The organism is Streptomyces sp. NPDC043996, assembly GCF_056435225.1.
In genome coordinates, this window is sequence record NZ_JBWKEY010000014.1 from 217,905 (window position 1) to 243,676 (window position 25,772).

27 protein-coding genes are annotated in these 25,772 nt (G+C 72.1%); 21 read left to right on the forward strand and 6 right to left on the reverse strand.

The annotated features are described in order from the left end of the window. The first annotated feature begins 48 nt into the window (after positions 1 to 48). Genes AC07A4_RS32180 through AC07A4_RS32190 form a run of 3 tightly spaced genes read left to right on the forward strand, consistent with a single transcriptional unit; the run spans position 49 to position 4,108 of the window. Positions 49 to 1,320: a DUF2786 domain-containing protein gene (locus AC07A4_RS32180; RefSeq protein ID WP_478605486.1), complete on the forward strand. Its 1,272-nt coding sequence runs from the start codon at positions 49 to 51 to the stop codon at positions 1,318 to 1,320. 2 nt (positions 1,321 to 1,322) lie between these two features. After that, positions 1,323 to 1,709, forward strand: coding sequence for a MerR family transcriptional regulator (locus AC07A4_RS32185; RefSeq protein ID WP_478605488.1), 387 nt, complete (start codon positions 1,323 to 1,325; stop codon positions 1,707 to 1,709). A gap of 50 nt (positions 1,710 to 1,759) precedes the next feature. Then, positions 1,760 to 4,108, forward strand: a complete 2,349-nt coding sequence (locus AC07A4_RS32190) for an FUSC family protein (RefSeq protein ID WP_478605490.1) — start codon at positions 1,760 to 1,762, stop codon at positions 4,106 to 4,108. Between the two features lie 38 nt (positions 4,109 to 4,146). Here AC07A4_RS32190 and rpsN read toward each other — a convergent pair whose 3' ends face one another. After that, the gene (rpsN, locus tag AC07A4_RS32195) at positions 4,147 to 4,452 is read right to left on the reverse strand and encodes a 30S ribosomal protein S14 (RefSeq protein ID WP_478605493.1); all 306 of its coding nucleotides are present in this window, start codon (positions 4,450 to 4,452) and stop codon (positions 4,147 to 4,149) included. After that, positions 4,452 to 4,688 carry a 50S ribosomal protein L28 gene (gene rpmB / locus AC07A4_RS32200; protein ID WP_478605495.1) on the reverse strand — a complete coding sequence of 79 codons (237 nt, stop codon included), beginning with the start codon at positions 4,686 to 4,688 and terminating at the stop codon, positions 4,452 to 4,454. The genes rpsN and rpmB overlap by 1 nt, the downstream gene beginning before the upstream one ends. Before the next feature lie 72 nt (positions 4,689 to 4,760). Between rpmB and rpmG the strand changes: the two genes are divergently transcribed. From rpmG to AC07A4_RS32230, 6 genes are all read left to right on the forward strand, one after another. Continuing rightward, positions 4,761 to 4,925, forward strand: a complete 165-nt coding sequence (gene rpmG / locus AC07A4_RS32205) for a 50S ribosomal protein L33 (protein WP_005314221.1) — start codon at positions 4,761 to 4,763, stop codon at positions 4,923 to 4,925. A gap of 5 nt (positions 4,926 to 4,930) precedes the next feature. Continuing rightward, complete coding sequence (locus AC07A4_RS32210) at positions 4,931 to 5,206, forward strand: type B 50S ribosomal protein L31 (protein ID WP_478605499.1); 276 nt, start codon at positions 4,931 to 4,933, stop codon at positions 5,204 to 5,206. Then, on the forward strand, positions 5,206 to 6,348 hold the full coding sequence (locus AC07A4_RS32215; RefSeq protein WP_478605501.1) for a CobW family GTP-binding protein: 1,143 nt from the start codon (positions 5,206 to 5,208) through the stop codon (positions 6,346 to 6,348). The genes AC07A4_RS32210 and AC07A4_RS32215 overlap by 1 nt, the downstream gene beginning before the upstream one ends. Before the next feature lie 3 nt (positions 6,349 to 6,351). Continuing rightward, on the forward strand, positions 6,352 to 6,597 hold the full coding sequence (gene rpsR / locus AC07A4_RS32220) for a 30S ribosomal protein S18 (protein ID WP_478605503.1): 246 nt from the start codon (positions 6,352 to 6,354) through the stop codon (positions 6,595 to 6,597). A gap of 192 nt (positions 6,598 to 6,789) precedes the next feature. Next, positions 6,790 to 7,098 (forward strand): ArsR/SmtB family transcription factor, encoded by a 309-nt coding sequence (locus tag AC07A4_RS32225; RefSeq protein ID WP_478605695.1) that lies wholly within the window; start codon positions 6,790 to 6,792, stop codon positions 7,096 to 7,098. A 331-nt stretch (positions 7,099 to 7,429) separates the two neighbouring features. After that, a complete protein-coding gene (locus tag AC07A4_RS32230; protein ID WP_478605697.1) occupies positions 7,430 to 7,648 on the forward strand; it encodes a DUF397 domain-containing protein in 219 nt (72 codons plus the stop codon). A 207-nt stretch (positions 7,649 to 7,855) separates the two neighbouring features. Here AC07A4_RS32230 and AC07A4_RS32235 read toward each other — a convergent pair whose 3' ends face one another. Further along, positions 7,856 to 8,371: an ATP-binding protein gene (locus AC07A4_RS32235; protein WP_478605506.1), complete on the reverse strand. Its 516-nt coding sequence runs from the start codon at positions 8,369 to 8,371 to the stop codon at positions 7,856 to 7,858. 348 nt (positions 8,372 to 8,719) lie between these two features. On the opposite strand from AC07A4_RS32235, the gene AC07A4_RS32240 reads away from it, so the two are divergent. The 6 genes from AC07A4_RS32240 (at position 8,720) to AC07A4_RS32265 (ending at position 14,558) form a co-directional block, all read left to right on the forward strand. Continuing rightward, complete coding sequence (locus tag AC07A4_RS32240; RefSeq protein ID WP_478605509.1) at positions 8,720 to 9,631, forward strand: helix-turn-helix domain-containing protein; 912 nt, start codon at positions 8,720 to 8,722, stop codon at positions 9,629 to 9,631. A 61-nt stretch (positions 9,632 to 9,692) separates the two neighbouring features. After that, positions 9,693 to 11,150: an aldehyde dehydrogenase family protein gene (locus AC07A4_RS32245; RefSeq protein WP_478605511.1), complete on the forward strand. Its 1,458-nt coding sequence runs from the start codon at positions 9,693 to 9,695 to the stop codon at positions 11,148 to 11,150. Positions 11,151 to 11,342: 192 nt separating this feature from the next. Then, entirely contained in the window at positions 11,343 to 11,888 is a 546-nt protein-coding gene (locus tag AC07A4_RS32250) for a DinB family protein (RefSeq protein ID WP_478605513.1), read from the forward strand. Between the two features lie 99 nt (positions 11,889 to 11,987). Next, positions 11,988 to 12,635, forward strand: coding sequence for a PadR family transcriptional regulator (locus AC07A4_RS32255; RefSeq protein ID WP_478605515.1), 648 nt, complete (start codon positions 11,988 to 11,990; stop codon positions 12,633 to 12,635). Positions 12,636 to 12,756: 121 nt separating this feature from the next. Beyond that, a complete protein-coding gene (locus AC07A4_RS32260; RefSeq protein ID WP_478605517.1) occupies positions 12,757 to 13,740 on the forward strand; it encodes an ATP-binding cassette domain-containing protein in 984 nt (327 codons plus the stop codon). Then, the gene (locus AC07A4_RS32265) at positions 13,737 to 14,558 is read left to right on the forward strand and encodes an ABC transporter permease (protein WP_478605520.1); all 822 of its coding nucleotides are present in this window, start codon (positions 13,737 to 13,739) and stop codon (positions 14,556 to 14,558) included. Before AC07A4_RS32260 ends, AC07A4_RS32265 begins: the two co-directional genes overlap by 4 nt. 264 nt (positions 14,559 to 14,822) lie before the next feature. On the opposite strand, the gene gad is transcribed toward AC07A4_RS32265, so the two are convergent. Then, complete coding sequence (gene gad, locus AC07A4_RS32270) at positions 14,823 to 16,238, reverse strand: glutamate decarboxylase (RefSeq protein WP_478605522.1); 1,416 nt, start codon at positions 16,236 to 16,238, stop codon at positions 14,823 to 14,825. A 160-nt stretch (positions 16,239 to 16,398) separates the two neighbouring features. Here gad and AC07A4_RS32275 point away from each other — a divergent pair, with 160 nt between their 5' ends. Both AC07A4_RS32275 and AC07A4_RS32280 read left to right on the forward strand, forming a co-directional pair. Next, positions 16,399 to 17,166: a MerR family transcriptional regulator gene (locus AC07A4_RS32275; RefSeq protein ID WP_478605525.1), complete on the forward strand. Its 768-nt coding sequence runs from the start codon at positions 16,399 to 16,401 to the stop codon at positions 17,164 to 17,166. Positions 17,167 to 17,333: 167 nt separating this feature from the next. After that, on the forward strand, positions 17,334 to 18,539 hold the full coding sequence (locus AC07A4_RS32280; protein ID WP_478605527.1) for a DedA family protein: 1,206 nt from the start codon (positions 17,334 to 17,336) through the stop codon (positions 18,537 to 18,539). A 17-nt stretch (positions 18,540 to 18,556) separates the two neighbouring features. Here AC07A4_RS32280 and AC07A4_RS32285 read toward each other — a convergent pair whose 3' ends face one another. Continuing rightward, entirely contained in the window at positions 18,557 to 20,212 is a 1,656-nt protein-coding gene (locus AC07A4_RS32285; protein ID WP_478605529.1) for a threonine/serine exporter family protein, read from the reverse strand. A gap of 164 nt (positions 20,213 to 20,376) precedes the next feature. Further along, a complete protein-coding gene (locus AC07A4_RS32290; RefSeq protein WP_478605698.1) occupies positions 20,377 to 20,868 on the reverse strand; it encodes an inorganic diphosphatase in 492 nt (163 codons plus the stop codon). A gap of 391 nt (positions 20,869 to 21,259) precedes the next feature. Here AC07A4_RS32290 and dacB point away from each other — a divergent pair, with 391 nt between their 5' ends. The 4 genes from dacB (at position 21,260) to hpt (ending at position 25,659) form a co-directional block, all read left to right on the forward strand. Beyond that, on the forward strand, positions 21,260 to 22,489 hold the full coding sequence (dacB, locus tag AC07A4_RS32295; RefSeq protein ID WP_478605531.1) for a D-alanyl-D-alanine carboxypeptidase/D-alanyl-D-alanine endopeptidase: 1,230 nt from the start codon (positions 21,260 to 21,262) through the stop codon (positions 22,487 to 22,489). A gap of 66 nt (positions 22,490 to 22,555) precedes the next feature. Further along, positions 22,556 to 23,677, forward strand: a complete 1,122-nt coding sequence (locus AC07A4_RS32300) for a zinc-dependent metalloprotease (protein WP_478605534.1) — start codon at positions 22,556 to 22,558, stop codon at positions 23,675 to 23,677. A 227-nt stretch (positions 23,678 to 23,904) separates the two neighbouring features. Beyond that, positions 23,905 to 24,969, forward strand: a complete 1,065-nt coding sequence (gene tilS / locus AC07A4_RS32305; RefSeq protein WP_478605536.1) for a tRNA lysidine(34) synthetase TilS — start codon at positions 23,905 to 23,907, stop codon at positions 24,967 to 24,969. A gap of 129 nt (positions 24,970 to 25,098) precedes the next feature. Further along, positions 25,099 to 25,659, forward strand: coding sequence for a hypoxanthine phosphoribosyltransferase (gene hpt / locus AC07A4_RS32310; RefSeq protein WP_030679974.1), 561 nt, complete (start codon positions 25,099 to 25,101; stop codon positions 25,657 to 25,659). Positions 25,660 to 25,772: the final 113 nt, after the last annotated feature.

The window sequence follows — 25,772 nt, forward strand, 5'->3', positions numbered from 1 at the left end:
CCCACTGCCGGGCGGATCGAAGGTAGGGCCAGACCTACCCTTAGGGGTATGGACTCGGTGATCGACGAAGCGTTCGCGACGGCGCTGTACGGAGCCGCGGCGCACGTCGGGAGCGCCGGTGACGCGAGGGCTCCGAAGGGCGGCGGCCGGGGCCGCGCCGGACGCGCGAGCCGCCTGGCCGACCCCGACCCCGACACCGCCCTGGACACCGCCGCCTCCCTCCTCGCCGCCGCACCCGGCGCCGACGCCGAAGTCCTGCGCCGCGGCGAGGGGTTCGTCCGTCGCGCCTGGGAGCGGGGCTGGCAGCCCGCCGACGTGCTGCGGCTCGCCCGCCGCGACCTCGACGAGCCCAAGGTCCGCCTGGCCGCGGACCTGATCCGCGCCGAGTCCCGCCGCTACGCCCCCGAGGAGCTGCCCGCGCGCTGGCCCGCGCAGCTCGCCGCGCTCGACGCGCACGCCCCCTGGCGCGCCCCGGACCGCTTCACGCACGCCACCGCCGTCCTCACCCTGTACCGGTTCCTGCTGCGGCTGCCCGCGATCGAGCCGGTCGGGCCGCCGCCGGGCACCCCGCGCACCCTGCGCGACGTGGCCCCCGCGCCCGGCGAGCCGCGCACCCTCACCCGCATCCGCGCGCTCCTCGCCAAGGCCGAGGCGACCGGATTCCCCGAGGAGGCCGAGGCGCTGACCGCCAAGGCGCAGGAGCTGATGGCCCGCTACAGCGTCGACGAGGCCCTGCTGGCCGCGCGCACCCACGCCCCGGACGCCCCCGGCGCCTGCCGCGTCGGCGTCGATGCCCCGTACGAGACGGCGAAGGCGATCCTCCTGGACGCCGTCGCCACCGCGAACCGCTGCCGCGCCGTGTGGAACGAGCCCTTCGCGTTCTCCACGGTCGTCGGCTACGCCCCCGACCTGGAGGTGGTCGAGCTGCTGCACACCTCCCTGCTCGTCCAGGGCGCGCACGCGATGACGAAGGCGGAGGCCGGTCAGCGGGCGGGCGGCCGCAAACGTACGAAGACGTTCCGGCAGGCGTTCTGGATGGCGTACGCCCAACGCGTAGGCGCCCGCCTGGAGGCCGCGGCCGCGCCCGTCACGCACGAGGGGGCCGCCGCTGGCGGGGCGCTGCTCCCGGTGCTCGCCGCGCGGGACGTCGCGGTCACCGACCGTACGGAGCGGATGTTCCCGGAGACGACCACGACCCGCGTGCGGGGCGTGGTCGACGGCGCGGGCTGGGCCGAGGGCGCGGCGGCGGCGTCGAGCGCTAATCTTCACGCCCGTGTGAGGCTTCCGGGCGAGGGCGCGGACACGAACACCAGGGGGTGACCATGCGCATCGGGGAACTGTCGGAACGCACCGGCACGGCACGCCGACTGCTGCGCTACTACGAGGAACAGGGCCTGATCGTCGCCGACAGGACCCCGAACGGCTACCGCGACTACGACGAGTTCTACGTCGACCGCGTCCTGCAGATCCGCGGCCTCCTTGACGCCGGGCTCCCCACGCGCCTCATCAAGCAGATCCTGCCCTGCCTGAACAAGCCGCGCGTCATCCACTTCCCGGACGCGACCCCCGAGATGCTCGCCACCCTGGAACTGGAACGCGACCGCATGACCGAGCGCGTGGAGTGCCTGACCCGCAACCGGGACGCGATCGCCGAGTACCTGGACGCGGTCCGCGCCACCCGGGCGAAACCCGCCAAGCAACCGGCATAGCCAGCGGACATCAAGGGCTAAACACCCCCAAACCTCCGTACGATCGCTCCGTGACCTGGTGGCGAGCACTGCGGCAGACGACGCGTTCGGGGCTCGCCGTGGAGCGCCGCCGCCTGGAGCCCCTTGTCGCGCTGCGCGGGGCCGCGGGGCTCGCCCTCGTGATCGGCGCGAGCCTCGCGCTGTTCGGCCCCGCGGTGGCCGCGAGCTCCGCGTTCGGCGCCTACCAGGCGGCCATCGCCACGTTCCAGCGCAGCTGGCGCCCGCGCCCCGAACTCGCCGTCGCCTCCGGCACGAGCCTCGCCGTATCCACCTTCCTCGGCTACGCGACGGGCACTCACCAGCTCCTCTTCCTGGCGCTCCTCGCCCTGTGGACCTTCCTCGCGGGCCTGAGCTGGGCCGCGGGCCCGACCATCGGCCTGATCGCCACCTCCAATGTCGCGATCATGCTGGTGACGGTCACGCTCCCCACCTCGCTCGCCGCGGCCGCGGGCCACGCGGCGATGATGGTCGTGGGCGGCCTGGTCCAGGCGGCCCTGGTGGTCCTGTTCCCGGTGCGCCGCTGGGGCGCCCACCGCGACGCCCTCGCCGACGCGCTGGCCGCCGAGGCCGACTACGCCCGCCGCCTGCGCCACGACCCGGTGGCCCCCTTCGACCCCGCCCCGCTGATGGCGGCCCGCGACGCCGCCACGATCACCCCGCGCCAGGCCCGCACCCGCCCCGCCGAACTCCACGGCGCCCGCGGCCTCGCCGAACGCATCCGCCCGGTCCTCGCCTCCCTGGCCGACCCCGCCGTCGGCGTCCCCGACGAGGGCCCCGAACGCGCCCGCGTCCGCGAACTCCTGGCCGCGGCGGCCGACATCCTCGACGCCGCCGCCCGAGCCATTCGCCACGGCGCCCCCGTGAACCTGCCGCCCCCGGCGGTGGCGGCCTTCCGCACCCCCGACACCGGAGCCATCCTCAACGGCCCACCCCACCGGGCGGCGACCCGCCTGGGAGCCCTGCTGCGGGACGTGGTGGAGGTGGCGGGCGGCGCGGAGACTCAGCCCGTCCGGCGTTTGAGGACGAGGCGCGAAGCGCCAATTGCTGTGAGCGGGGGAACGGGGGCAGCCGCACCCGGATCGGGAAGGGGCGGGCCTGGGGCGCCCCGCGAGGCAAGCGCACCCGCAGCGCCCCGCACCCTCCGCCGCCCCACCCTCACCGCCCTGGCCCCCGCCGCCGCCAAGGCGATGCGCGCGGAACTGACCAGACGCACCTCCCCGGTGACCCGCCACGCCACCCGCGTCACCACGGTCGCCGTCACGAGCTACGCCCTCGGCACGCACCTACCCCTGGGCCACGCCTACTGGGCCCCCATGGCCTCCGTGATGGTGATGCGCCCGGACTTCTCCCAGACGTACTCCCGCGCCGTGGCCCGCTTCGCGGGCACCCTCGTCGGCGTCGCCCTCGCCACCGGCCTGGTCCAGCTCACCCACCCGGGCACCCACCTCTCGGCCGCCCTCGCCGTCGCCTCCGCGGGCCTGATGTACCTCCTGATGCGCACGGGCCAGTTCGCCGCCCAGGCCTGCGTGGCGGCGTACGTCGTGTTCCTGCTCGGCATGGGCGGCGAGGAGTGGACGCAGACGGTTCCCGAGCGCGCCGTCCTGACCCTGCTCGGCGGCCTCCTCGCGATGCTGGCGTACGCCCTCTACCCGGCCTGGGAGACCCCGCGCCTGCGCACCCGCCTCGCCGACTGGCTGGCCGCCGACGGCCGGTACGCCGCCGCGGTCGTCGCCCACTACGCCGAGCCCGCGGGCAAGAGCTGCGGGGACGTCCGCGAGGCGCTGCTCGCCGCCCGCGACGCCCGCGTCGCCTGGCAGGAGGCCGCCGACCGCGCCCGGCACGAGCCGGTGCGCCACCGGGGCCTGTCCCGGGGCGCCGCACAGGACGCCGAGCACGCCCTGGTGCAGATCGGCCGCGTCGCGATGCTCCTGGAGGCGCACCTGCCGGAGCGCGGCACGCCCCCGGTCCCGGCCGCCGCCCGCTTCGCCGACGCCCTGCGCACCGCCACCGACCAGGGCGCCAAGGCCGTGCGCGAACGCCGCGTCCCGGCCTGGGGCCCGGTCCGCGAGGCCCTGGACACCTGGGACGGCGAGGGCGTGCCGGACCGGGTCGTGCGCCGGGGCGCGAGCCTGCTCCTGGCCGCCCTCGACGAGCTCTCCGACGCCCTGGACACCACACCCCCGCCGATGCTGGTCGACGGCACGGACACCGACGTACGAGCGACGGCCCCCGAAGAACCCACCACCCCCGAAGAACCCACCACCTCCGAAGAGCCCCCGTCCCCCGACAACCCCCCAAACCCCAACGAGCCGCAGAACCCCAACGAGCCGCGGAACCCAGAAGGTCCCACGGCCCGTTGAAGCCCGCCCCGCCCCGGCCCGGGACAGCGCGCCTCTAGCTACCAAGAGGACTTGCGCACCCCCGGAAGGAACCCGGCGTGCGCCTGCTGCCGCAGCCGCACCCTGGAGAGGCCGAACGTCCCCACATAGCCGCGCGGCCGCCCGTCCACGGCATCGCGGTTGCGCACCCGCGTGGCGCTCGCGTCCCGCGGCTGGCGCGTCAGCTCCCGCCGCGCGGCCAGGCGGTCGGCCTCCGGCGTGGACGGGCGGCGGATGAGTTCCTTCAGCTCGGCCCGCCGCTCGGCGTACCGCGCGACGACCGCGCGCCGCCGCTCGTTCCTGGCGATCTTGCTCTTCTTGGCCATCAGACCTTCACCCCCCGCGCGCGGACCCTGGCCACGGCGGCCTCGACGCCGATCACGTCGACGGTCTTGATCCCCTTGGCGCTCAGCCGCAGGCGCACGTACCGGCCCTCGCTCGGCAGCCAGTACCGCTTGCTCTGGACGTTGGGGTCGAAGCGGCGCGACGAGCGCCGGTGGGAGTGGGAGACGGTCTTGCCGAAGCCCGGCTTCGCGCCGGTGAGCTGGCAGTGGGCGGACAAGGTGACGCACCTCTCGGTCGGTCGCGGTCCCATCCATTTGGAAATGGGATTCATTTTCATATACTAGCCCGCATGGCTCGCAACGACATCCGCCCGGTCATCAAGCTCCGGTCCACCGCCGGAACCGGATACACCTACGTGACCCGCAAGAACCGCCGCAACGACCCCGACCGCCTGACCCTGCGCAAGTACGACCCGGTGGCCGGCCGGCACGTCGACTTCCGAGAGGAGCGCTGATCTTGATGCGACCCGACATCCACCCGCCGTACGGCCCCGTCGTCTTCCGCGACAAGGCCGCGGGCTTCGCCTTCCTCACCCGCTCGACGGCGACCAGCGACAAGACGATCGACTGGGAGGACGGCCGCACCTACCCCGTCATCGACGTCGAGGTGTCCTCCGCGAGCCACCCCTTCTACACGGGCCAGCAGCGCGTCCTCGACACCGCAGGGCGCGTGGAACGCTTCGAGCGCCGCTACGGCGCCCGCGCGGCGCACGCCCCCGACGGCGAGGCCCGCTGATGGGCGCCCCCATGGACGTCGCCGTCGTCGCGGGCCTGCACGCCGAGGCCAGGGCGGCGGCCGTGGCGCGGCTCCTCGCCACCGTCCCGGACAGCGTCGCCCTGCACCACGACCTCTCCGCGGCCCCGCGCGGCAGCGTCACCCGCACCGTGCGCGACGCGACCGGCGTGCTCTCCACCGGCGAGGCGCCGCTGGTCAACGACTGCGCCTGCTGCGCGCTGCGCGAGGACCTCGTGCCCGAGCTCGAGCGGCTCGCCGCGGCCGGTCTGACCCGGCTCGCGGTCGTCGAGCTGTGGGACTCCGTCGAGCCCAAGGCGATGGCCGAGGTCATCGCGGGGCACGGCTCGCGGGCGCTGCGCCTGAGCGGCGTGCTCACGGCCGTCGACCCGAGCCTGCTCCTCGCCTGCCTCGGCAACGGCGACGACCTGGCGGAGGCGGGGCTCGCCGCGGCCGCCACCGACCAGCGCACCGTCGCCGACACCTGGGCCCGCCAGCTGGAGTACCCGCCGGTGCTCGCCGTCCTCGACACCGACGCCGCCGACGCCGAGGACCGCGCGCTCCTCGCCCAGCTCCACCCGACGGCCCGCCAGGTCCCGATCGGCCACGGTGACCTGGCGGGCGCCATGCTCGCGGGCTTCGACGTGGAGGCGGCCGCCGCCGCGCAGCACCCGGCGTGCGCGCTGCTTCCCGCCGAGGCCGACGACAGCGGCGTCACCACGTTCGTCTGGCACCGCGAGCGCCCCTTCCACCCCGAGCGGCTCTACTCCGCCCTGGAGGACCTGACCTGCGCGGCCGCCCGCAGCCGGGGCCGCTTCTGGCTCGCCGACCGGCCGGACACGCTGCTGGCCTGGGACGCGGCGGGCGGCGCGCTGTGCGTGGAGAACGCCGGGCCCTGGCTCGCTTCGCTGCCGGACGCCGCCTGGGACCTGGTCCCGCCCGTGCGGCGCGCGGCCGCCGCGCTCGACTGGCACCCCGAGCACGGCGACTGCTGCCAGCACCTCGTGTTCACCTCGCCAGGACTGGACCGCGACGCCCTCGAACAGGTCCTGGAGTCCTGCCTCCTGACGGACGAGGAGTACGCCGCCGGGCGCGCCTCCTGGAAGAACCTGCCCCCCGCCTTCGACACCCTCCTGGAGGTCTGACCCATGCCCCCGCGCCGCGCCGACCGCAAACCCCCCAAGTCCCGCCCCAATCCCCTGGAGCAGGCGGGCAGCACGTACGACGGCTACGTCGACTACAAGGACACCCAGCTGCTGCGGAAGTTCCTCTCGGACCGCGGCAAGATCCGCTCGCGCCGGATCACCCATGTGACGGCCCAGCAGCAGCGGCAGCTGGCCAGGGCGGTCAAGAACGCCCGCGAGATGGCGCTCTTGCCGTACGCGTCACGCTGAGGCCCTAGCCTGTCGACGGGGCGCGCCCCGGCTCTCGGTGGGCGAAGGGGGCGCGTGGCCGCTCCCGTGCAACGACTCGGGCATGATCGGGGCGCTGGCGGGAACCCCGTACGGGATCATGATCGTCACCACCGACGGCCCCCCGCCATCAGACGGGACAGCCGGGCCGTGAGCGGAAAGGCGGCGCCCAGCATGGTCACCACCGGTGAGCCCCAGGACCGGCTCTTCGCCGCGCTCGCCAACGGCACCCGGCGCGAAGTCCTGCGCCTGCTGCGGGACGGCGGACCGCAGCCCGTCAAGGCCCTCGCCGACCACTTCGACATGCGCAGGCCGAGCCTCTCGGAGCATCTGAAGGTGCTCCGGGACGCCGGTCTCGTCTCCCAGCGGCGCCTCGGGCGCCAGCGCATCTACCGGCTTGAAGCGGTTCCGCTCACCGGGGTGCGCGACTGGCTGACTCCGTACGAGCGGTTCTGGCCGGAATGTGGGCAAGGGCCCCGCTGAGCGTCACCTCGACGCGCCTGAGCGTCACTTCGGCGCGAGGCTGCCACCAGATGGGCCCGGAGCGCGTCTGTTCCTAGAGCACGAGGGTTTCGATCCGGACAACCAGGCACGACGGGTTGTCCGGAAGATCATGGGCGGGGCCTCGCGTTCTCATGCCGCGGGGGGTGCCGCGCGGGCGCCGAAGGGACTGTAACCAGCTCACCACGGCGCGTGCACGTGCATCTGCCCATGCATCGGCACATGAACACAGCTATGATCCGGGACAGTTGACGGTTACAACAACGGCCACGGCACCACCGGGGAGCGACCTGTGCACGACGTGTTCAACGGCATGGCGGCCACGGATCTTCACGGGGTGGTCTGGCAGAAGAGCAGGCACAGCAACTCGCAGGGTTCCTGCGTGGAGTTCGCGAAGCTGCCGGGCGGCGATGTGGCCGTCCGCAACTCGCGCTTTCCCGACGGGCCCGCGCTCGTCTACACGCGCGCCGAGATAGAGGCCATGCTGCTCGGCATGAAGGACGGCGAGTTCGACCACCTGCTCGGCGCCTGACCGCTCGATCCAGTCCGATCCAGTCAGATCCAGCGCACGCCGAAGCCGCCGCGGGCGGCGGCGAAAGCAGCAGAAACGATCATTCGCGGGGGCACCGCGGAACGAGGATCGTTCACGGGGACGCGGGGGCGCACACCACCCGCGGGAAACGGGGGCAGGGCTGTTCCGGCCGGCCGCAGGGCCGCGGGCCGCCCGAGGGGGTCCGCGTCAGGCCAGTTGGAACAGCGCCCACACCACTTTGCCGCTCAGCGCCCCGGCCAGCGGGTGCCAGCCCCAGCCGTCGCTGAACGAGTCCACCAGGAACAGGCCGCGGCCCGACTCCGCCGCGAAGTCGTCGAGCGCGTCACCGGCCTCGCGCGCCACCGGGCTCTCGTCGCTGGGGTCCCGCACCGCGCACACCAGACGTGACGTCCAGCGCATCATGTGCAGCCGCACCGGCGCGTCCTCGCCCACCACGCAGGTCATCTCGGCGTGCGCCCGGTCGGCGGGAAGCGCGTGCCGCAGGGCGTTGGTGACGAGCTCGGAGACCACGAGCGCGATGTCGTCGAACCGGTCGTCGAGCTCCCAGGACGTGAGTGTCCTGCGGGTGAACTGCCGTGCGCTGCCGACCGCTTCATAGCGGGAGGGGAGGGCGCAGGAGGCCGCGCTGGAGACCGCGGAGGGGTCGAGCGGAGGAAGGCCCTGCCTTAATGGCTCGAGCATGGTTGATCCATTCGTCCCCATGCGAGGCACTCCCCGGTTTTCGCGGTTCGCGGTACGAAGCGATCGAACGGTGGCGCGGTCAGTACGGCCGGTCGGTAGAGCGTCGGTTGAGCGTCTATAGAGCATCGGTAGAGCGAAGGCGGAGCAGTGGCGCGCGGACCATGGTTCCGAATGCGTACAGCAGATGCAAGGGCAGATGCACGTGCACGCGCCGGACTTGACCGCTCCTAGGGCGCTTCTTGCCCATTTCTTCCTACGGTTTCTTGCGGAGACCTGCCTTACGCTTTCCCTTTCCGTAACCGAACGAGTACCGCCCGAAGCGTTTAATGGCACACTGCGAGTCTCACACCTTGGGGAGGACTGAGCGAAGTGACCGCTGGGGAGTCGAGCGGCTCGGTGGTACGGCGCATCCTGCTGGGTTCGCAACTGAGGCGCCTGAGGGAGGCGCGCGGCATCACCCGTGAGGCGGCCGGTTACTCGATCCGCGCGTCCGAATCGAAGATCAGCCGCATGGAGTTGGGCAGGGTGAGCTTCAAGTCGAGGGACGTGGAAGACCTCCTCACGCTCTACGGCGTCACGGAGGAGGCGGAGCGGGCCGCGCTTCTCTCGCTCGCCAAGGAGGCCAACCTGACGGGCTGGTGGCACAGTTACTCCGACGTACTGCCCGGTTGGTTCCAGACATATATCGGTCTGGAGGGCGCGGCGTCGCTCATCCGGGTCTACGAAGTCCAGTTCATCAACGGCCTGTTGCAGACCGAGGCGTACGCCCACGCCGTCGTCGAGCGCGGCATGAAGGCCGCCGCGGGCAAGCTCGCAGGCCCGGGCCGGGCGATCCGGAGCGGCAAGATCAACCAGGTCGACGTCGACCGCCGGGTCGCCCTGCGCCTGGAGCGCCAGAAGCTGCTCGTGTCCGAGAGCGCGCCCCAGTTCCAGTGCGTGCTCGACGAGGCGGCCCTGCGGCGGCCGTACGGCGACCGCGAGGTGATGCGCGGGCAGATCCAGCACCTGATCGACATCTCCGAGCGGCCGAACGTGACGCTGCAGGTCATGCCCTTCACCTTCGGCGGGCACGCGGGCGAGAGCGGCGCCTTCACGATGCTGAGCTTCCCGGAGTCGGATCTGTCGGACGTCGTCTATCTCGAACAGCTCACCGGCGCCCTGTATCTGGACAAGCGGGAGGAAGTCGCCCAGTACGAGCGGGCGATGGCCGAGCTCCAGGAGGACTGTCCTGATCCGGCCGACAGCAGAGACCTTCTCCGTGGTCTACTCCAACTGACCTGAATCGTCAGTAGTATGACGAGAATTCAGATGTCTGCTCTCGTGCGGCAAGGGGTCTCGTCTCATGTCCTTCTTCACCGATCTGGCTCACCAGTACATCGACGGTGAGTGGAAGGCCGGCTCCGGTTCCTGGGACATCATCGACTTCAATCCGTACGACGGGGAGAAGCTGGCGTCCATCACGGTCGCCACGGCCGACGAGATCGACCAGGCCTACCGCGCGGCGCAGCGCGCGCAGGAGGCCTGGGGCGCGACCAACCCGTACACACGCCGTGCCGTGTTCGAGAAGGCCCTGCGCATCGTCGAGGAGCGCGAGGGTGAGATCACCGAGGCGATCGTCGCCGAGCTCGGCGGCACCCTCGTCAAGGCGGGCTTCGAGCTGCACCTGGCCAAGGAGTTCCTGCGCGAGGCGATACACCTCGCCCTCGCCCCCCAGGGCCGCATACTCCCCTCGCCGGACGACACCAAGGAGAACCGGCTCTACCGCGTCCCGGTGGGCGTCGTCGGCGTCATCAGCCCTTTCAACTTCCCCTTCCTCCTCTCGATCAAGTCGGTGGCCCCGGCGATCGCCCTCGGCAACGCCGTCGTCCTCAAGCCGCACCAGAACGCGCCGGTGCTCGGCGGCTCCCTGGTCGCGAAGATCTTCGAGGAGGCGGGGCTGCCCCCGGGCGTCCTGAACGTCGTCATCACGGACATCGCCGAGATCGGCGACGCGCTCATCGAGCACCCGGTGCCCGCGGTCATCTCCTTCACGGGGTCGGACGCCGTGGGCCGCCACGTCGCCACGGTCTGCGCCCAGACCTTCAAGCGCTGCGTCCTCGAACTCGGCGGCAACAGCGCCCTGATCGTCCTGGACGACGCGGACATCGACTACGCCGTGGACGCCGCCGTCTTCAGCCGCTTCGTGCACCAGGGCCAGGTCTGTATGGCCGCGAACCGCATCCTCGTGGACCGCTCCGTGGAAGAGGAGTTCACCGAGAAGTTCGTCGCCAAGGTCAAGACTCTGAAGGTCGGCGACCCGGCGTCCCCCGACACCCACATCGGCCCGCTCATCAACTCCTCGCAGGCCGACGGCGTCTCCTCGCTCGTCGCGCAGACCGTGCGGGCGGGCGCGAAGGCCCTGCTGCACGGCGGCACCGAGGGCAATCTGGTGTTCCCTTCCGTCCTGACGGACCTGCCCGAGGACGCCCCGGTGCTGCGCCAGGAGATCTTCGGCCCGGTCGCGCTGATCATGCCCTTCGACGGCGAGGACGAGGCCGTCCGCATCGCCAACGACACGCCGTACGGCCTGAGCGGGGCCGTGCACACCGGCGACGTCGAGCGCGGTGTGCGCCTGGCCCAGCGCGTCCGCACCGGCATGATCCACATCAATGACGGCACCGTCCACGACGAGCCGATCGTGCCCTTCGGCGGCGAGAAGCGCTCCGGCGTGGGCCGTCTGAACGGAGAGTCGACCGTCGACGCCTTCACCACCCACAAGTGGATCTCCGTGCAGCACGGCCGCTCGCGCTTCCCGTTCTGACGCGGAGGAGCGGGCGCGGAGGAACTGGCGCTGCGGAACTGATGCCGAGGAACCGGCGCCGAGGAACCGGCGCTGAGAAATCCGGCTTCCCCCGGACCCTTGAGGACCGTAACTGTCCTCAAGGGTCCGTAGCTTATGAGGTGTCGGAAAGCCCGGCGGAACCCCTTCGGGGGATTCAGGGAAGGGGCCCTCATGCCCACTCACGTGAACGCTGAAGCCCACGGCGACGAGCGCGGCGCGCTGATCGCCTTCGCCGACGCCCAGCGCGGCGGCATCCGCCGCTCCGTGCTCGGTCTGAGCGACGAGCAGGCCACGAGCCGCCCGAGCGCGAGCGAGCTGAACCTCGCGGGCCTCGTCAAGCACGTCGCGGAGGCCGAGCTGAACTGGCTGCGCATGGCCCAGCGGAAGCCCAACGAGCGCCAGCGCACCCAGGAGACCTGGGGCGAGAGCTTCCGGCTCGTCGAAGGCGAGACGCTCGCCGACGTGCTCGCCTTCTGGGAGGGCGTGGCCGCCGAGACCGAGGAATTCATCCGGTCCGTGCCGAGCCTCGACGACACCTTCCCGCTGCCCGATGCGCCCTGGTTCCCCAAGGGGGAGGTGTCCATGCGCTGGCTGATGCTGCACCTGATCGAGGAGATCGGCCGGCACGCGGGCCACGCGGACATCATCCGCGAGTCCCTGGACGGCAAGACCGCCTTCGAGCTGGTGGCCCTGGAGTCCGGTCAGTCCTGGGGGTGAACCGCACGGGCGGGCGAGCAGCCAGAGCCGTACCCTAGTCAAAGTTGATGAATCACGCGGAACAAATCACGCGGAACAGCAGGCTGAAGGGTGCGGTGAATGTCGGCGATCCGGCTGCTCGTCCTCGGGGCGGTGCGCCAGCACGGGCGGGCCCACGGCTACCAGGTGCGCAACGACCTGGAGTACTGGGGCGCCCATGAGTGGTCCAACGCCAAGCCGGGCTCGATCTACCACGCGCTGCGGCAGTTGGCGAAGCAGGGCCTGCTGCTCGAGCACGAGACGGCGCCGTCCACGGCGGGCGGCCCGCCCCGCACCGAGTACGAGGTCACGGAGAAGGGCACCGAGGAGTTCCTGGCCCTGCTCCGGGCGGCCCTGGTCACCGTCGCCCACGACCAGAAGCCCGACGTCCTTTCGGCGGCGGTCGGCTTCATGGTCGACCTGCCGCGCGCGGAGGTCGTCGCGCTCCTGAAGGAGCGGGTGCTCGCCCTGGAGGACTGGCGCCACTCCGTCACGGAGTACTACACGCCCGAGGACGGCCCCGAACAGCTCGGCCACATCGGCGAGATCATGAACATGTGGGTGCACTCGGCCGACGCGGGCGCGGAGTGGACCAAGGGCCTCATCGAGCGCGTGGAGAACGGCGCGTACACCTTCGCGGGCGAGGGCGAGCCGTTCGTCGGGGTCCTCGCCGAGGGCGAGGAGAACCCGTTCGCGACGGGGGAGAGGCACGTCGAGGACGAGCGCTGACCAGGCGCACAATCTCTCCATTAATCAAGTTTGACTAACCCGCTCCCGGGGCAGTACCTTCTCCGCCGGAGGCTAGTCAAGATTGACTAGCTGGCGGGAGTGCGGGCCCGGAGGGAGACGGATGGCGAACGCGATCGTCATGGAGAACGTAGGGAAGCGGTACGGGGACAAGCGTGCCCTGGACGGCCTCGACCTGGTCGCGGGGCGCGGCACGGTGCACGGGGTCCTCGGCCCGAACGGGGCGGGCAAGACCACCGCGGTGCGGATCATGGCCACGCTGCTCAGGGCGGACGAGGGCCGCGTGGAGATCGCCGGGCACGACGCGCGGCGCGAGCCGGGGGCGGTGCGCCGCCGCATCGGCCTGCTCGGCCAGCACGCGGCCGTCGACGAGGAGCTGGGCGGCCGCCAGAACCTGGAGATGTTCGGGCGCCTGCACCACCTGGGCGCCCGCCGCGCGGGCCTGCGGGCCGACGAGCTCCTGGAGCGCTTCGGCCTCGCCGACACGGGCCGCAAGGCGGTCAAGCAGTACAGCGGCGGCATGCGCCGCCGCCTCGACCTGGCGGCGTCGCTGATCACGGAACCGGAGGTGCTGTTCCTGGACGAGCCGACCACGGGCCTCGACCCGCGCGGCCGCATGGAGGTGTGGGACGCGGTCCGCTCCTTGGTGGGCGGCGGCACCACGGTCCTCCTGACGACCCAGTACCTGGAGGAGGCCGACCAACTGGCCGACCGCATCTCGCTGATCGACGGCGGCAGGGTCATCGCCGACGGCACGGCGGACGACCTGAAGGCCAGGATCGGCGGCGACCGCATCGACGTGGTGGTGCGGGACGGCGCCCAGCTAGTGCGGGCGGCGCGGCTGCTGCCGGGCGACGCCTCCGACGTCACGGTCGACGCCGACCGGCGCCTGGCCAGCGCCCCCGTCACCGACCGCATGGAGGCCCTCGCCCAGGTCGTCCGCGCGCTGAAGGACGCGGGCATCGAGGCGGAGGACGTGGCGCTGCGCCGGCCCACCCTCGACGAGGTGTTCCTGAGCCTGACCGGACGCGGCGACGACGCGGCGGCCGCCGGGGCCGCGCGGGCACGAACGGAGGAGACCGTATGACGACCCTGCCCCTGGAGCCCGCGGCGGGCGGCTCACGGCTCGCCTGGGCCCTGACCGACTGCTGGACCATGACCCGGCGCGAACTCGCCCACTGGGCACGCCAGCCCGTACAGGTCCTCGTGGGCCTCGCCTTCCCCGTGATGCTCCTGCTGATGTTCAACTACCTGATCGGCGGCGGCAAGGGCATCCAGGGCGACTACGTCGACTTCCTGGTGCCCGGGATGTTCGCGCTGACCATGGCGTTCGGCCTGGACGCGACGATGGTCGCGGTCACCACCGACCTCAACAAGGGCGTCGTGGACCGCTTCCGGTCCATGCCCATGGCCAACGGCGCCGTCCTGGTGGGCCGTTCGGCCGCCGACATGCTCCAGTCCTTCGCCTCGCTCCTCGCCATGATGGGCGTCGGCCTCGCGATCGGCTGGCGCTGGCACGGCTCCCTCGCCGGCGTTGCGGGCGCGGTCGGGCTGCTCATGCTCCTGCGGTTCGCGATGCTGTGGCTCGGCATCCACCTGGCGATGGTCGCGGGCAAGCCGGAGCTGGTGACGGCCGTGCAGATCCTGGTGTGGCCGGTCGGGTTCCTGTCCAACGCGTTCACGGTGCCGCAGACGATGCCGGACTGGCTGGGGGCGGTCGTGGAGTGGAACCCGATGTCGGCGACGGCCGCGGCCGTCCGTGACCTGTTCGGGAACGACCCCGGGGTGGCGGAGACGTCCTGGGCCGCCACCCACGCCACGGCCCTAGCCCTGGCGTGGCCGGTACTCCTGACGGCCCTGTTCCTCCCTCTGGCGGTACGCCGCTTCAGGAACCTGAGCGCGTAGGGGTTCCCTGCCGGGGGCTCCTCCCCCACCCCGCCCCTTCCCGAAACCATGGGGCTCCGCCCCCTGGACCCCCAAGAGCATCGGCCTGCGGCCTCGTCCTCAAACGCCGGACGGGCTGAAACCTGCCGCTTGCGGCGAGAGTTTCAGCCCGTCCGGCGTTTGAGGACGAGGCGCGGAGCGCCGAAAAGCTTTGAGCGGGGGAACGGGGGCAGCCGCACCCGGAGCGGGAAGGGGCGGGCCTGGGGCGCCCCGCGAGGGCACCCCCTAGTGGTGGAACCCGGTAGCCACCCCCCGATCCCGCGTCAGCGGCCCCGGCTGGCGCCGAAGCTCCGGCAGCAACCGCCCCAGATCCTCCAGAAACAGCTCCGCCAGATCCGCGGAGAACCCATTGCGGCACACCACCCGAAGCACCGCCAGATCCTCCCGGTGCGCGGGAAAGGTGTAGGCGGGCACCAGCCACCCCCGCTCCCGCAGCCGCCGGGCCACGTCGAAGACGTCGTACGCCCTCACGTCGTCCCCCGTCGTGAAGGCGAACACCGGCAGCTGATCGCCCCGCGTGAGCAGCCGGAAGTCCCCGAGGGCGGCGATCCGCCCGGCCAGGCCGCGCGCCACGTCCCGGGAGGCCTGCTGCACCGCCCGGTAGCCCTCCCGGCCGAGCCGCAGGAACGTGTAGTACTGCGCGACGACCTGCGCGCCCGGCCGGGAGAAGTTCAGGGCGAAGGTGGGCATGTCGCCGCCCAGGTAGTTCACGCGGAAGACGAGCTCCTCCGGCAGCTCGGCGGGCGTGCGCCACAGCGCCCAGCCGACGCCCGGGTAGACGAGCCCGTACTTGTGCCCCGAGGTGTTGATCGACGCCACCCGCGGCAGCCGGAAGTCCCACACCAGGTCCTCGTCGAGGAAGGGCGCGACCATCGCGCCAGAGGCCCCGTCCACATGGACGGGAACGTCGAGACCCGTCCGCTCCTGGAGCGCGTCCAGGGCCGCGCAGACGTCCGCCACGGGCTCGTAGGAGCCGTCGAACGTCGACCCGAGGACCGCCACGACCCCGATCGTGTTCTCGTCGCACAGCTGGGCGGCGGCCTCGGCGGAGAGGTGGTACCGGTCGCCCTCCATGGGCACCTGCCGCGCCTCCACCTCCCAGAAGTCGCAGAACTTCTCCCAGCAGACCTGCACGTTCACGCCCATCACGAGGTTGGGCCGGGCCTCGCGCGAGGGATAGCGGTCGGCGTTGCGCTTCATCCAGCGCCGCTTGAGCGCCATCCCCGCGAGCATGCAGGCCTCGCTGGAGCCGGTCGTCGAGCAGCCGACGGCCGCCGCCGGGTCCGGCGCGTTCCACAGGTCGGCGAGCATCGCCACGCAGCGCCGCTCCAGCTCGGCCGTGCGCGGGTACTCGTCCTTGTCGATCATGTTCTTGTCCCGGCACTCCGCCATGAGCACGCCCGCCTGCGGCTCCATCCAGGTGGTGACGAAGGTGGCGAGGTTCAGCCGCGCGTTCCCGTCGAGCATCAGCTCGTCGCGGACCAGCTGGTACGCGGTCATGGGCGGCAGCGGGTCCTTCGGAAGGCGGTGCTTCGGCGGGGCCTCGGTCATGCCGCCCACCGGATCGGCCTCCCCGAAGAACGGGTTCACGGACAGCGGGCGCTCGTCGCGGCGGTCGTCCGCGCCACGGTGCAGCGACATGGCGGTGCCTCCGAAGCCTCAAGAGGGGGCGGGCTCTCCCGGTCACCGTAGGCGGGCGAAAGGGACGTAGCATCCCGAGCCGTCCGGGCTTGCACCTCACGCGACGTGAGGACCCAGGCTTGTCCTCGTACCCGCACGACAGCAGCGAAGGGAGCGGGCGGTGAGTGGTTCCTACCCCGTCGGCCAGGTGGCGCGCCTCGCCAAGGTCACGGTGCGTGCCCTGCACCACTACGACGAGATCGGGCTCCTCACGCCGAGCGCGCGCAGCCACGCCGGGCACCGTCGCTACAGCGACACCGACCTGGACCGGCTGCAGCGGATCCGCTTCTACCGGGAGCTCGGGTTCCCGCTGGAGGAGATCGCCGTGCTGCTCGACGACCCCGACTCCGACCCGCAGGAGCACCTGCGGCGTCAGCACGGGCTGCTCACCGAGCGCATCACCAAGCTGCAGGAGATGGCCGCGGCCGTCGAGACCGCCATGGAGGCGAGACGCATGGGAATCAACCTCACGCCCGAGGAGAAGTTCGAGGTCTTCGGAGACTTCGACCCCGACCAGCACGAAGAGGAGGTCCAGCGCCGCTGGGGCGACACGGAGGCGTACGCCGAGTCGCGCCGCCGCACGGCCGCGTACACCAAGGACGACTGGCAGCGGATCAACAGCGCCATGGACGCGCTGCACGCGCGCGTGGCGGAGCTCCTCGACTCCGGTACGCCCGCCTCGTCCGCGGCGGCCATGGACGCGGCCGAGGACCACCGGCTGCTGATCTGCGACAGCTACTACGGGTGCTCGCACGAGATGCACGCCTGCCTCGGCGCCATGTACGTGGACGACCCGCGCTTCACCGCCACCTACGAGGCGATTCGCCCGGGTCTCGCCGTGTACCTGCGCGACGCGATCGTGGCGAACGCGGCCCGGCACGCCTCCTGAGGCACAGGAGGCGGACGGCGGAGGGCGCTGCGGCTAGCGGGATCCGACCGATGGAACCTGTCGCTCCCGGCCCGCGTTGATAGCTTTGGGCGGCATGGCCGATGCCATCACCACGCACGGCCCGCACCCCTCCGCCGTACGCCTCACACCCACAGGAGCCCGGAACCGTGACGACGCTTGCGCTAGGACCAAGCTGGCTGGATCCGGACTACTTGCTGAACGAGTTCGGTCTGTGGGGTCTGCTCCTGATCGTCTTCGCCGAGTCGGGCCTGCTCATCGGCTTCTTCCTGCCCGGTGACTCGCTCCTGTTCACCACGGGTCTGCTGATCACGACGGACAAGCTGGACGTCTCGCTGTGGCTGGCGTGCGTGCTGATCTCCATCGCGGCGATCCTCGGTGACCAGGCGGGCTATCTGTTCGGCAAGAAGGTCGGCCCGGCGCTGTTCAACCGCCCGGACTCCCGCCTCTTCAAGCAGGAGAACGTCACCAAGGCGCACGAGTTCTTCGAGAAGCACGGCCCGAAGTCCCTCGTCCTGGCCCGCTTCGTGCCGATCGTGCGCACGTTCACGCCGATCATCGCGGGCGTCAGTGGCATGCGCTACCGCTCGTTCATCACGTTCAACATCCTCGGCGGCATCCTGTGGGGCGCGGGTGTCACGATGCTCGGCGCCTGGCTCGGCAAGCACGAGTTCGTCCACAAGAACATCGAAGCGATCCTCATCCTGATCGTCCTCATCTCGGTGGTCCCGATCATCATCGAGCTCCTGCGGGCCCGCTCCCAGAAGAAGAAGGCGGCCGCCCAGGCCCCCGCGGCCGGACCGGACACCCCCGAGAGCGCCCCCGAGACCCCCGGCGCGTACCAGCCCCGCCAGCAGGACGGCCAGCACGGCACGTCCCCGTACCCGGGCCAGCAGCACCAGCAGTCCCCGTACCCGGGCCAGCACCCCGACCAGTCCCCGTACCAGGCACAGCAGCCGCGGTACCCGGACCAGCACCAGCAGCACCCCCAGCAGCAGTACCCGTCCCAGTACGGTGCCCAGCCGGGCGCCCAGCCGGGCACGCAGCAGTACCAGCCCCAGTACGACGGGCAGTACCAGTACGGCCACCAGGCGGGCGGCCAGCAGCAGTACCAAGGCCAGCACCAGGGCCAGCACCAGGCTCAGTACGACGGCCAGTACGAGGGGCAGCGGTACGAGGGGCAGTACGAAGGCCAGTACCAGTACGGCGACGCCGCGGGCGACCCCCAGTACCAGCAGCCCCAGCACCCGCAGCAGTCCCCGTACCCGAACCAGCGGTACCAGGGCCAGGGCCAGCAGCAGCCCCCGCACCAGCACCCCGAAGACCCCCGGCAGCACGGCCACAACCAGTACTGAGGGGCACGGAAGGCGCCCTAGAAGCCGCGCGTCCGCTTGGCCGCGCGGCGTCCCTGGGGGGCCGCGAGGCGCGGTGCCTTCAGGAACAGCCGCGACAGCTCCCCGCCCAGGTTCACCCCGATCGCGATGGCGAGGGCCAGGGCCGCCGCCTTGGACAGCGAGGCGAGCCCGGGGTTGAGGTTGTCGCGGGCGATCTCCAGGAGCCCGAAGTACGTCGCGCTGCCGGGCAGCAGCGGCCCGATCGCCGCCGTCACGAACGGCAGCGCGGACGCGAACCGGTAGCGCGACAGGAGCTGTCCGAACAGGCCCACCAGGCCCGCCGCGGCCGCCGTCGCCGCGACCGGCGAGATGTCCCCGGCACGGGCGAGGGCGCCGAACACGACCCAGGCCACGCCGCCGTTGAGGGTCACCAGGAGCACGGTGGATCGTTCCTGCTGGAGCAGGACCGCGAAGGCACAGCTCAGCGCCATCGCCGCGAACGTCTGGACCACGGGCCGGTCGGTGGAGTGGATCGACGTCTCCGGGTTCAGGCCGGCGTCGAGCTGCACGCCCAGATAGAGCACGATCAGCACGCCGCAGACGATCCCGACGATCAGGTACACGACCTCAAGGAGCCGGGCGGCCGCGGTGATGTAGTAGCCGGTCAGGCCGTCCTGTACGCCCGCGACCAGGGCCCGCCCCGGGATCAGCGCGAACAGGCCGCCGGTGATCACCGCGGAGGCCCGCACCTCCGGCAGGTCGAGCAGGCTGATCGCCACGCCCATCGCGGCGGGCGGCATCGCCGCCACCACGAACTGGTAGAACTCCGGAAGGCCGCGCCCCGCGCACAGCCACGCGAGCCGGTCCCCGAGCATCGCGCCCACCGCCGCCGCGACGAACACCACCACGCCGCCGCCGACGAGCACCGAGGCCGCGCCCGCGAGGAGCCCGCCCGCAGCCGTCAGCGCCCAGCCCGGGTAGGGGTGGCGGTTGCGGCGGATCTCCGCGAGGCGCCGGTAGGCCTCCTCCAGGCTGATGTCGACCTCTTCGGAGCTGATGTCGTCGACGAGCCGGTAGACGGCCTGGAGCCGCGTGTAGTCGGTGCCCCGGCGGCGTACCGTGCGCGAGGCCGTGACGGGGTCGTCGACGAGCGAGGGCTGGTACGAGATGGCGATCAGCGTGAAGGTGACGTTCGGCTCGCAGCGGTCGAGGCCGTACGCGCGCGTGACGGCGAACATCGCCGCCTCCACGTCCTCGGCGCCCTCGCCGCCCGCGAGCAGCAGCTCCCCGATGCGCAGCGTCAGGTCGAGCACGCGCGGCACGGCGGGCCCCGCGTCGTCCTCGTGCCGCTGCGTCGGCTCCGGCGCGGGCCGGTCGGCGACCGGGGTGCGCAGCATCGTGCGCATCCGGTCCTGCCAGGGCGCCTCCTTGGTGAGGCGGACCACCGGCACCCCGCCGGGCGGGGTGAACGCGGGCTGCTGCTGGCGCGCGTCGTAGGCGTGCGGCGCGGTGAACGCCGAGGACTCCGTGTCCTCGGGTGCCGGGGGGATCTTCAGACCCGTCGGGATCGTGAACTCCGACGACGGGTGGTCCTCCTCGGGGCCCGGCGCCTGTTCGACCCCGCCCACCGGGGCGAAGGCGCTGCGCGCCTCGTCCGACTGCGGCTTGCGGTCTTCCGCCTCCGGTTCACCCACCGGTAATGCCTCGCTCCTGTGTACGTAGGTCTCGTGCGCACCTTACGTACGTCAGTATGCTCACGCATCCGCCGTGAACACGCGAACGGGCCGCGTGACCGGGAAGGTCACACGGCCCGTTCGGGAGCGGGTGCGGGGCGGCCGGTGCGGCGCCCCGGCCGTGATCAGTGGCCGCCGTTGTCCTGGAAGCGCTTGTAGGAGGCCTCGATCTCGGCCTCGGCGTCGGCGCGGCCGACCCAGTCGGCGCCCTCGACGGACTTGCCCGGCTCCAGGTCCTTGTAGACCTCGAAGAAGTGCTGGATCTCCAGGCGGTCGAACTCGGACACGTGGTGGATGTCGCGCAGGTGCTCCACGCGCGGGTCGGAGGCCGGGACGCACAGCAGCTTGTCGTCGCCGCCCGCCTCGTCGGTCATCCGGAACATGCCGATCGCGCGGCACTTGATGAGGCAGCCGGGGAAGGTCGGCTCGTCAAGAATGACCAGGGCGTCCAGCGGGTCGCCGTCCTCGCCGAGGGTGTTCTCGACGAAGCCGTAGTCCGCCGGGTAGCTGGTGGACGTGAAGAGTCGACGGTCCAGGCGGATGCGGCCGGTCTCGTGGTCGACCTCGTACTTGTTCCGCGAACCCTTCGGGATCTCGATGGTGACGTCGAACTCCACGGGTGGCTCCTCCATGATCAGCACATACTTCGGGTGGTTAAGTGTCCCTCACGCAGATGTGTGATCGCGAAAGGGGCAGGTCGTCGTGGACGAGCGCAAGCCTTGGCAGTGGCTTCGACGGCCGCTGCGGCTTCTGCGGCGGCTTGGCGTCAAGCCTTCCGCGAAGCTGAGAACAGCCAAGCCGGCCAAGACATGGCAGGTCACGGCGGGTTCTGCCGCCGTGGGCCTCGCCGTCGCGGCGGTGGCGGTCACCGCGGCCGGACCCTGGGACTCCTCCGGTCAGCGTACGGCCGAGCGGGAGCTGGCCGCCTCTCGGGAGTCCAGGGGTGGCGCAGATCACGCGGGCGGTTCCGGAGGTTCCGCTCCCGGTTCCGCGCCCAGCGCCCCGTCGGTGCTCGCTGGGCTAGGCGCCCCCGCCCGCTCCGCGCCCGACCGCGAGGCGCTCGCCGACGCCCTGGACCCGATCCTGAAGGAGCGCGCGCTCGGCCCCGAGCGCTCGGCGGTCGTCGTCGACGCGAGGACCGGCCGACGCCTGTACGGCAAGCACGCGGGCGAGGCGCTGACCCCCGCCTCCACCACGAAGATCGCCACCGCGGTGGCGGCGCTGTCCGCCGTGGGCCCCGACCACCGGCTCCGCACGCGGACCGTCCTTCAGCCCGACTCCCGCGAGGTGGTCCTCGTGGGCGGCGGCGACCCGACCCTCACCGCGCGCGAGGACGGCCGCTACGTCGAGGGCTACGCCAGCCTGCGGGAGCTCGCCGACGACACCGCGCGGGCCCTGCGCGAGCGCGGCGGCAAGGGCGCGGTGACGCTGTCGTACGACACCTCCCGCTACTCCGGACCCGCGCAGCACCCCATCGGCCCCAACGAGAACATCACGCTGGTCAGCGCCCTGATGGCCGACGAGGGCCGCCTCGACGACTCCACCTCGGGGCCCGCCCCGCGCAGCGCGGAGCCCGCCGCCGACGCGGCCCGGAAGTTCGCCGGGATGCTGCGCGAGCGGGGCATCGAGGTCACTGACGCCGCCGACGCCAAGGACGGCCCGCGCCCGACGAAGGCCTCGCCGCGCGCCAAGGAGCTGGCGAAGACCTCGTCGCCGCCGCTGTCCACCCTCGTCGAGCGCATGCTGACGCACAGCGACAACGACATCGCCGAGGCCCTGGCCCGCGAGACCGCGCGGGCCTCGGGGGAGCCGCTGAGCTTCGCCGGCGGGTCCCGGGCGATCCGGGAGCGCCTGGACAGGCTGCGACTCCCGCTGTCCGGCGCGAAGTTCGCCGACGGCAGCGGCCTCGACCGCGAGGGCCGCCTCAGCGCGGAGCTGCTCGCCGCGCTCCTGACCCGCGCCGCCGACCCCGACCGCCCCGAACTGCGCCCCGTGGTCACCGGGCTGCCCGTCGCGGGCTTCACCGGCACCCTCGTGAACCGCTATCCCAAGGGTTCACCCGGTACGGGCCTGGTGCGCGCCAAGACCGGCACCCTCACGGGCGTCAACACCCTGGCCGGAACGGTCGTCACCAAGGAGGGCCGCCTCCTGGCGTTCGCCTTCATGACGACGGGCACCACCGACGCACAGGGCGCCCAGGCGGCCCTGGACGCCATGGCCTCGGCGTCGGCGTCCTAGCAGGGCCGGGCCGAAGGGCACCCCAACCCGGTACGCGGGCGCGGCCAACCCCGTACCGTTGACGCCATGACGAGCCTCGGTGGTGCGGAGATGGTCGACTGGAATCTCGCGGTGGCGACCGCGACCCGGCTCGTGCGGCCGGGCCCGGAGGTGAGCCGGGACGAGGCCCGAGCCGTCGTCGCGGAGCTGCGACGGCACGCCAAGTCCTCGGAGGAGCACGTCCGTTCGTTCACCCGGATGGGTACGGACGACATCCACGACACCCCCGTCCTGGTGGTGGACCGCGCGGGCTGGGTGCGCGCGAACGTCGCCGGGTTCCGCGAGGTCCTGAAGCCGCTCCTGGAGAAGATGAAGGACCGGCGCGGCAGCGGCCCGGGCGGCGCCGTCCTCGGCGCGGTCGGCGGCAAGGTGACGGGCGTGGAGCTCGGCATGCTCCTGTCGTTCCTGGCCTCGCGCGTCCTCGGCCAGTACGAGACGTTCGCCCCGGCCACCCGCGAGCTCCCGGCGGGCACGAACGGCGGCGGCAGGCTGCTGCTCGTGGCGCCGAACATCGTGCACGTCGAGCGCGAACTGGACGTGGATCCGCACGACTTCCGGCTCTGGGTGTGCCTGCACGAGGAGACGCACCGTACGCAGTTCTCGTCCGTGCCGTGGCTGCGTGACCACCTTGAGGGTGAGATCCAGGCGTTCCTCGGGGAGACGGAAGTCGACCCGATGACGGTCATCGAGCGCATCCGCGAGGCCGCCCAGTCGCTCGCCGGGGGCCGCCCGGAGGCCGAGGAGGACGACGGCGGCCGCTCCTTCGTGGACCTGGTGCAGACCCCGACGCAGCGCGAGATCCTGGCCCGCCTGACGGCCGTCATGTCGCTCCTGGAGGGCCACGCCGACTACGTGATGGACGGGGTCGGTCCCGGTGTCGTGCCGTCCGTCGGCGAGATCCGCGAGAAGTTCAAGGAGCGCCGCCAGCGGGGCGCGAGCCGCCTGGACCAGGCGCTGCGCAAGCTGCTCGGCCTGGACGCCAAACTGCGGCAGTACCGCGACGGCGAGCGCTTCGTCCGGGCCGTCGTCGAGGAGGTCGGCATGGACGGCTTCAACCGCGTGTGGACCTCCCCGAACACGCTTCCCACCAAGGCGGAGATCGCCAAACCAGCGGACTGGGTCGCGCGGGTGCACCGTAGGGCAGACTGAGTGAACAGATGCGGCGGACGGCAGGAGAACGCCCCCGTAATCACCCGTCCGAGGGACCGTGAGCCATGGGTAGGCGTGCAATGCTCGGGTAACGGCCCGGTTCTGTCACCATCGACACACTCTCAGTGACCACATGCGTGGGGTTCATGAGGTACGAACCCCGTGTGGGCACTGAAGTGACTGACCCGAGGCTCACCCCCCGAACTTCATGAAGGGAACCAACCGGAATGGGTCCCCATCCTGCGGTCGCGGCGATACGCCTGGCGGTCCGCCGCGTCCTCCACGACGTACTGACCGACGCCTCCGCCCAGCGCGAACACGCCCCCTCGCACGCCCCTCACCCCCCACACGTCCCGCGCCCCGCACACGAGCAGCCCCCCTCGCCGCTCGTGCTCGTGGCGTGCTCGGGCGGCGCCGACTCCATGGCGCTGGCCTCCGCACTCGCCTTCGAGGCCCCCAAGCTGGGCCTGCGCGCCGGCGCTGTGACCGTTGACCACGGTCTGCAGCCCGGCTCCGACCTGCGCGCCGCCGAGGTCGCCACGCGCATGACAGCGCTCGGCCTTGACCCGGTCGAGTCGCTCGCCGTCTCCGTCGGCCGCGACGGCGGGCCCGAGGCCGCCGCCCGAGACGCGCGGTACGCGGCGCTCGACGCCGCCGCCGACCGCCACGGCGCCGTCGCGGTCCTCCTCGGCCACACCCGGGACGACCAGGCCGAGACGGTCCTGCTCGGCCTCGCCCGCGGCTCCGGCATCCGCTCCCTGTCCGGCATGGCGGCGGTCTCCGGCTCCCGTGGGCGCTACCGCAGGCCGTTCCTGCACATCGACCGGCAGACGGCCCGCAAGGCCTGCATGGTCCAGTCCCTGCCCGTCTGGGACGACCCGCACAACGCGGACCCGGCCTACACCCGCTCCCGCCTGCGCCACGAGGGCCTGCCCGCCCTGGAGAAGGCGCTCGGCAAGGGCGTCGTGGAGGCCCTCGCCCGCACCGCTCAGCTGTCACGTGACGACGCGGACGCGCTGGACGCCTGGGCCGCCCAGGCGGAGGCCTCGGTCAGGGACGCGTCCGGGCGTCTGGAGTGCGCGAAACTCTTCGCCCTTCCGCCCGCCGTGCGCCGCCGCATCGTGCGCCGCGTGGCCATCGAGGCGGGCTCTCCGGCGGGCGCGCTGTTCGCCCGCCACATCGAAGAGGTCGACCGGCTCATCACCGGCTGGCGCGGCCAGGGGGCCATCAATCTCCCTGGCAAAGTCGTCGCACAGCGGCAGGGTGGCAGACTGGTGATCCGGCAAGGCTGACGCGGGAGGCCGGATTCGAGGATTCCGTGAGGGACCTCTGGGACCTCCGACGGATCTTCGATGGATCTCTGGTGGATCTCTGGTGGATCTCCGACTGTTTCCCGCGGGCCGGTGGGACGACCGAAAGTGATGCGGGTGGACGCGAAAGACATGGGCACCGACCTCCAGTCGGTGCTCATCACCAAGGAAGAGATCGACGCGAAGCTGGCTGAGCTGGCCGCGAAGATCGACGCGGAGTACGCGGGCAAGGACCTGCTGATCGTGGGCGTGCTCAAGGGCGCGGTCATGGTCATGGCGGACCTGGCACGCGCCCTGTCCACCCCGGTCACGATGGACTGGATGGCCGTGTCGTCGTACGGCGCGGGCACCCAGTCCTCCGGAGTGGTCCGCATCCTCAAGGACCTGGACACCGACATCAAGGGCAAGCACGTCCTGATCGTCGAGGACATCATCGACTCGGGCCTGACGCTGTCCTGGCTGCTCTCCAACCTCGGCTCGCGCGAGCCCGCCTCCTTGAAGGTGTGCACGCTGCTGCGCAAGCCGGAGGCCGCCAAGGTCGCCATCGACGTCGAGTGGGTCGGCTTCGACATCCCGAACGAGTTCGTGGTCGGGTACGGCCTGGACTACGCGGAGAAGTACCGCAACCTGCCCTTCGTCGGCACGCTCGCCCCGCACGTCTACGGCGGCTGACCGCCCGCGCGGCCCGGGCTTGCCTACGGCGGCCCGGGCGGCGTAAGACGCTGGGGTGCACCCGGTCGACGGGTGGCCCCCGGTGCGCAGACGGGTACGCCGGGTGGACGGGC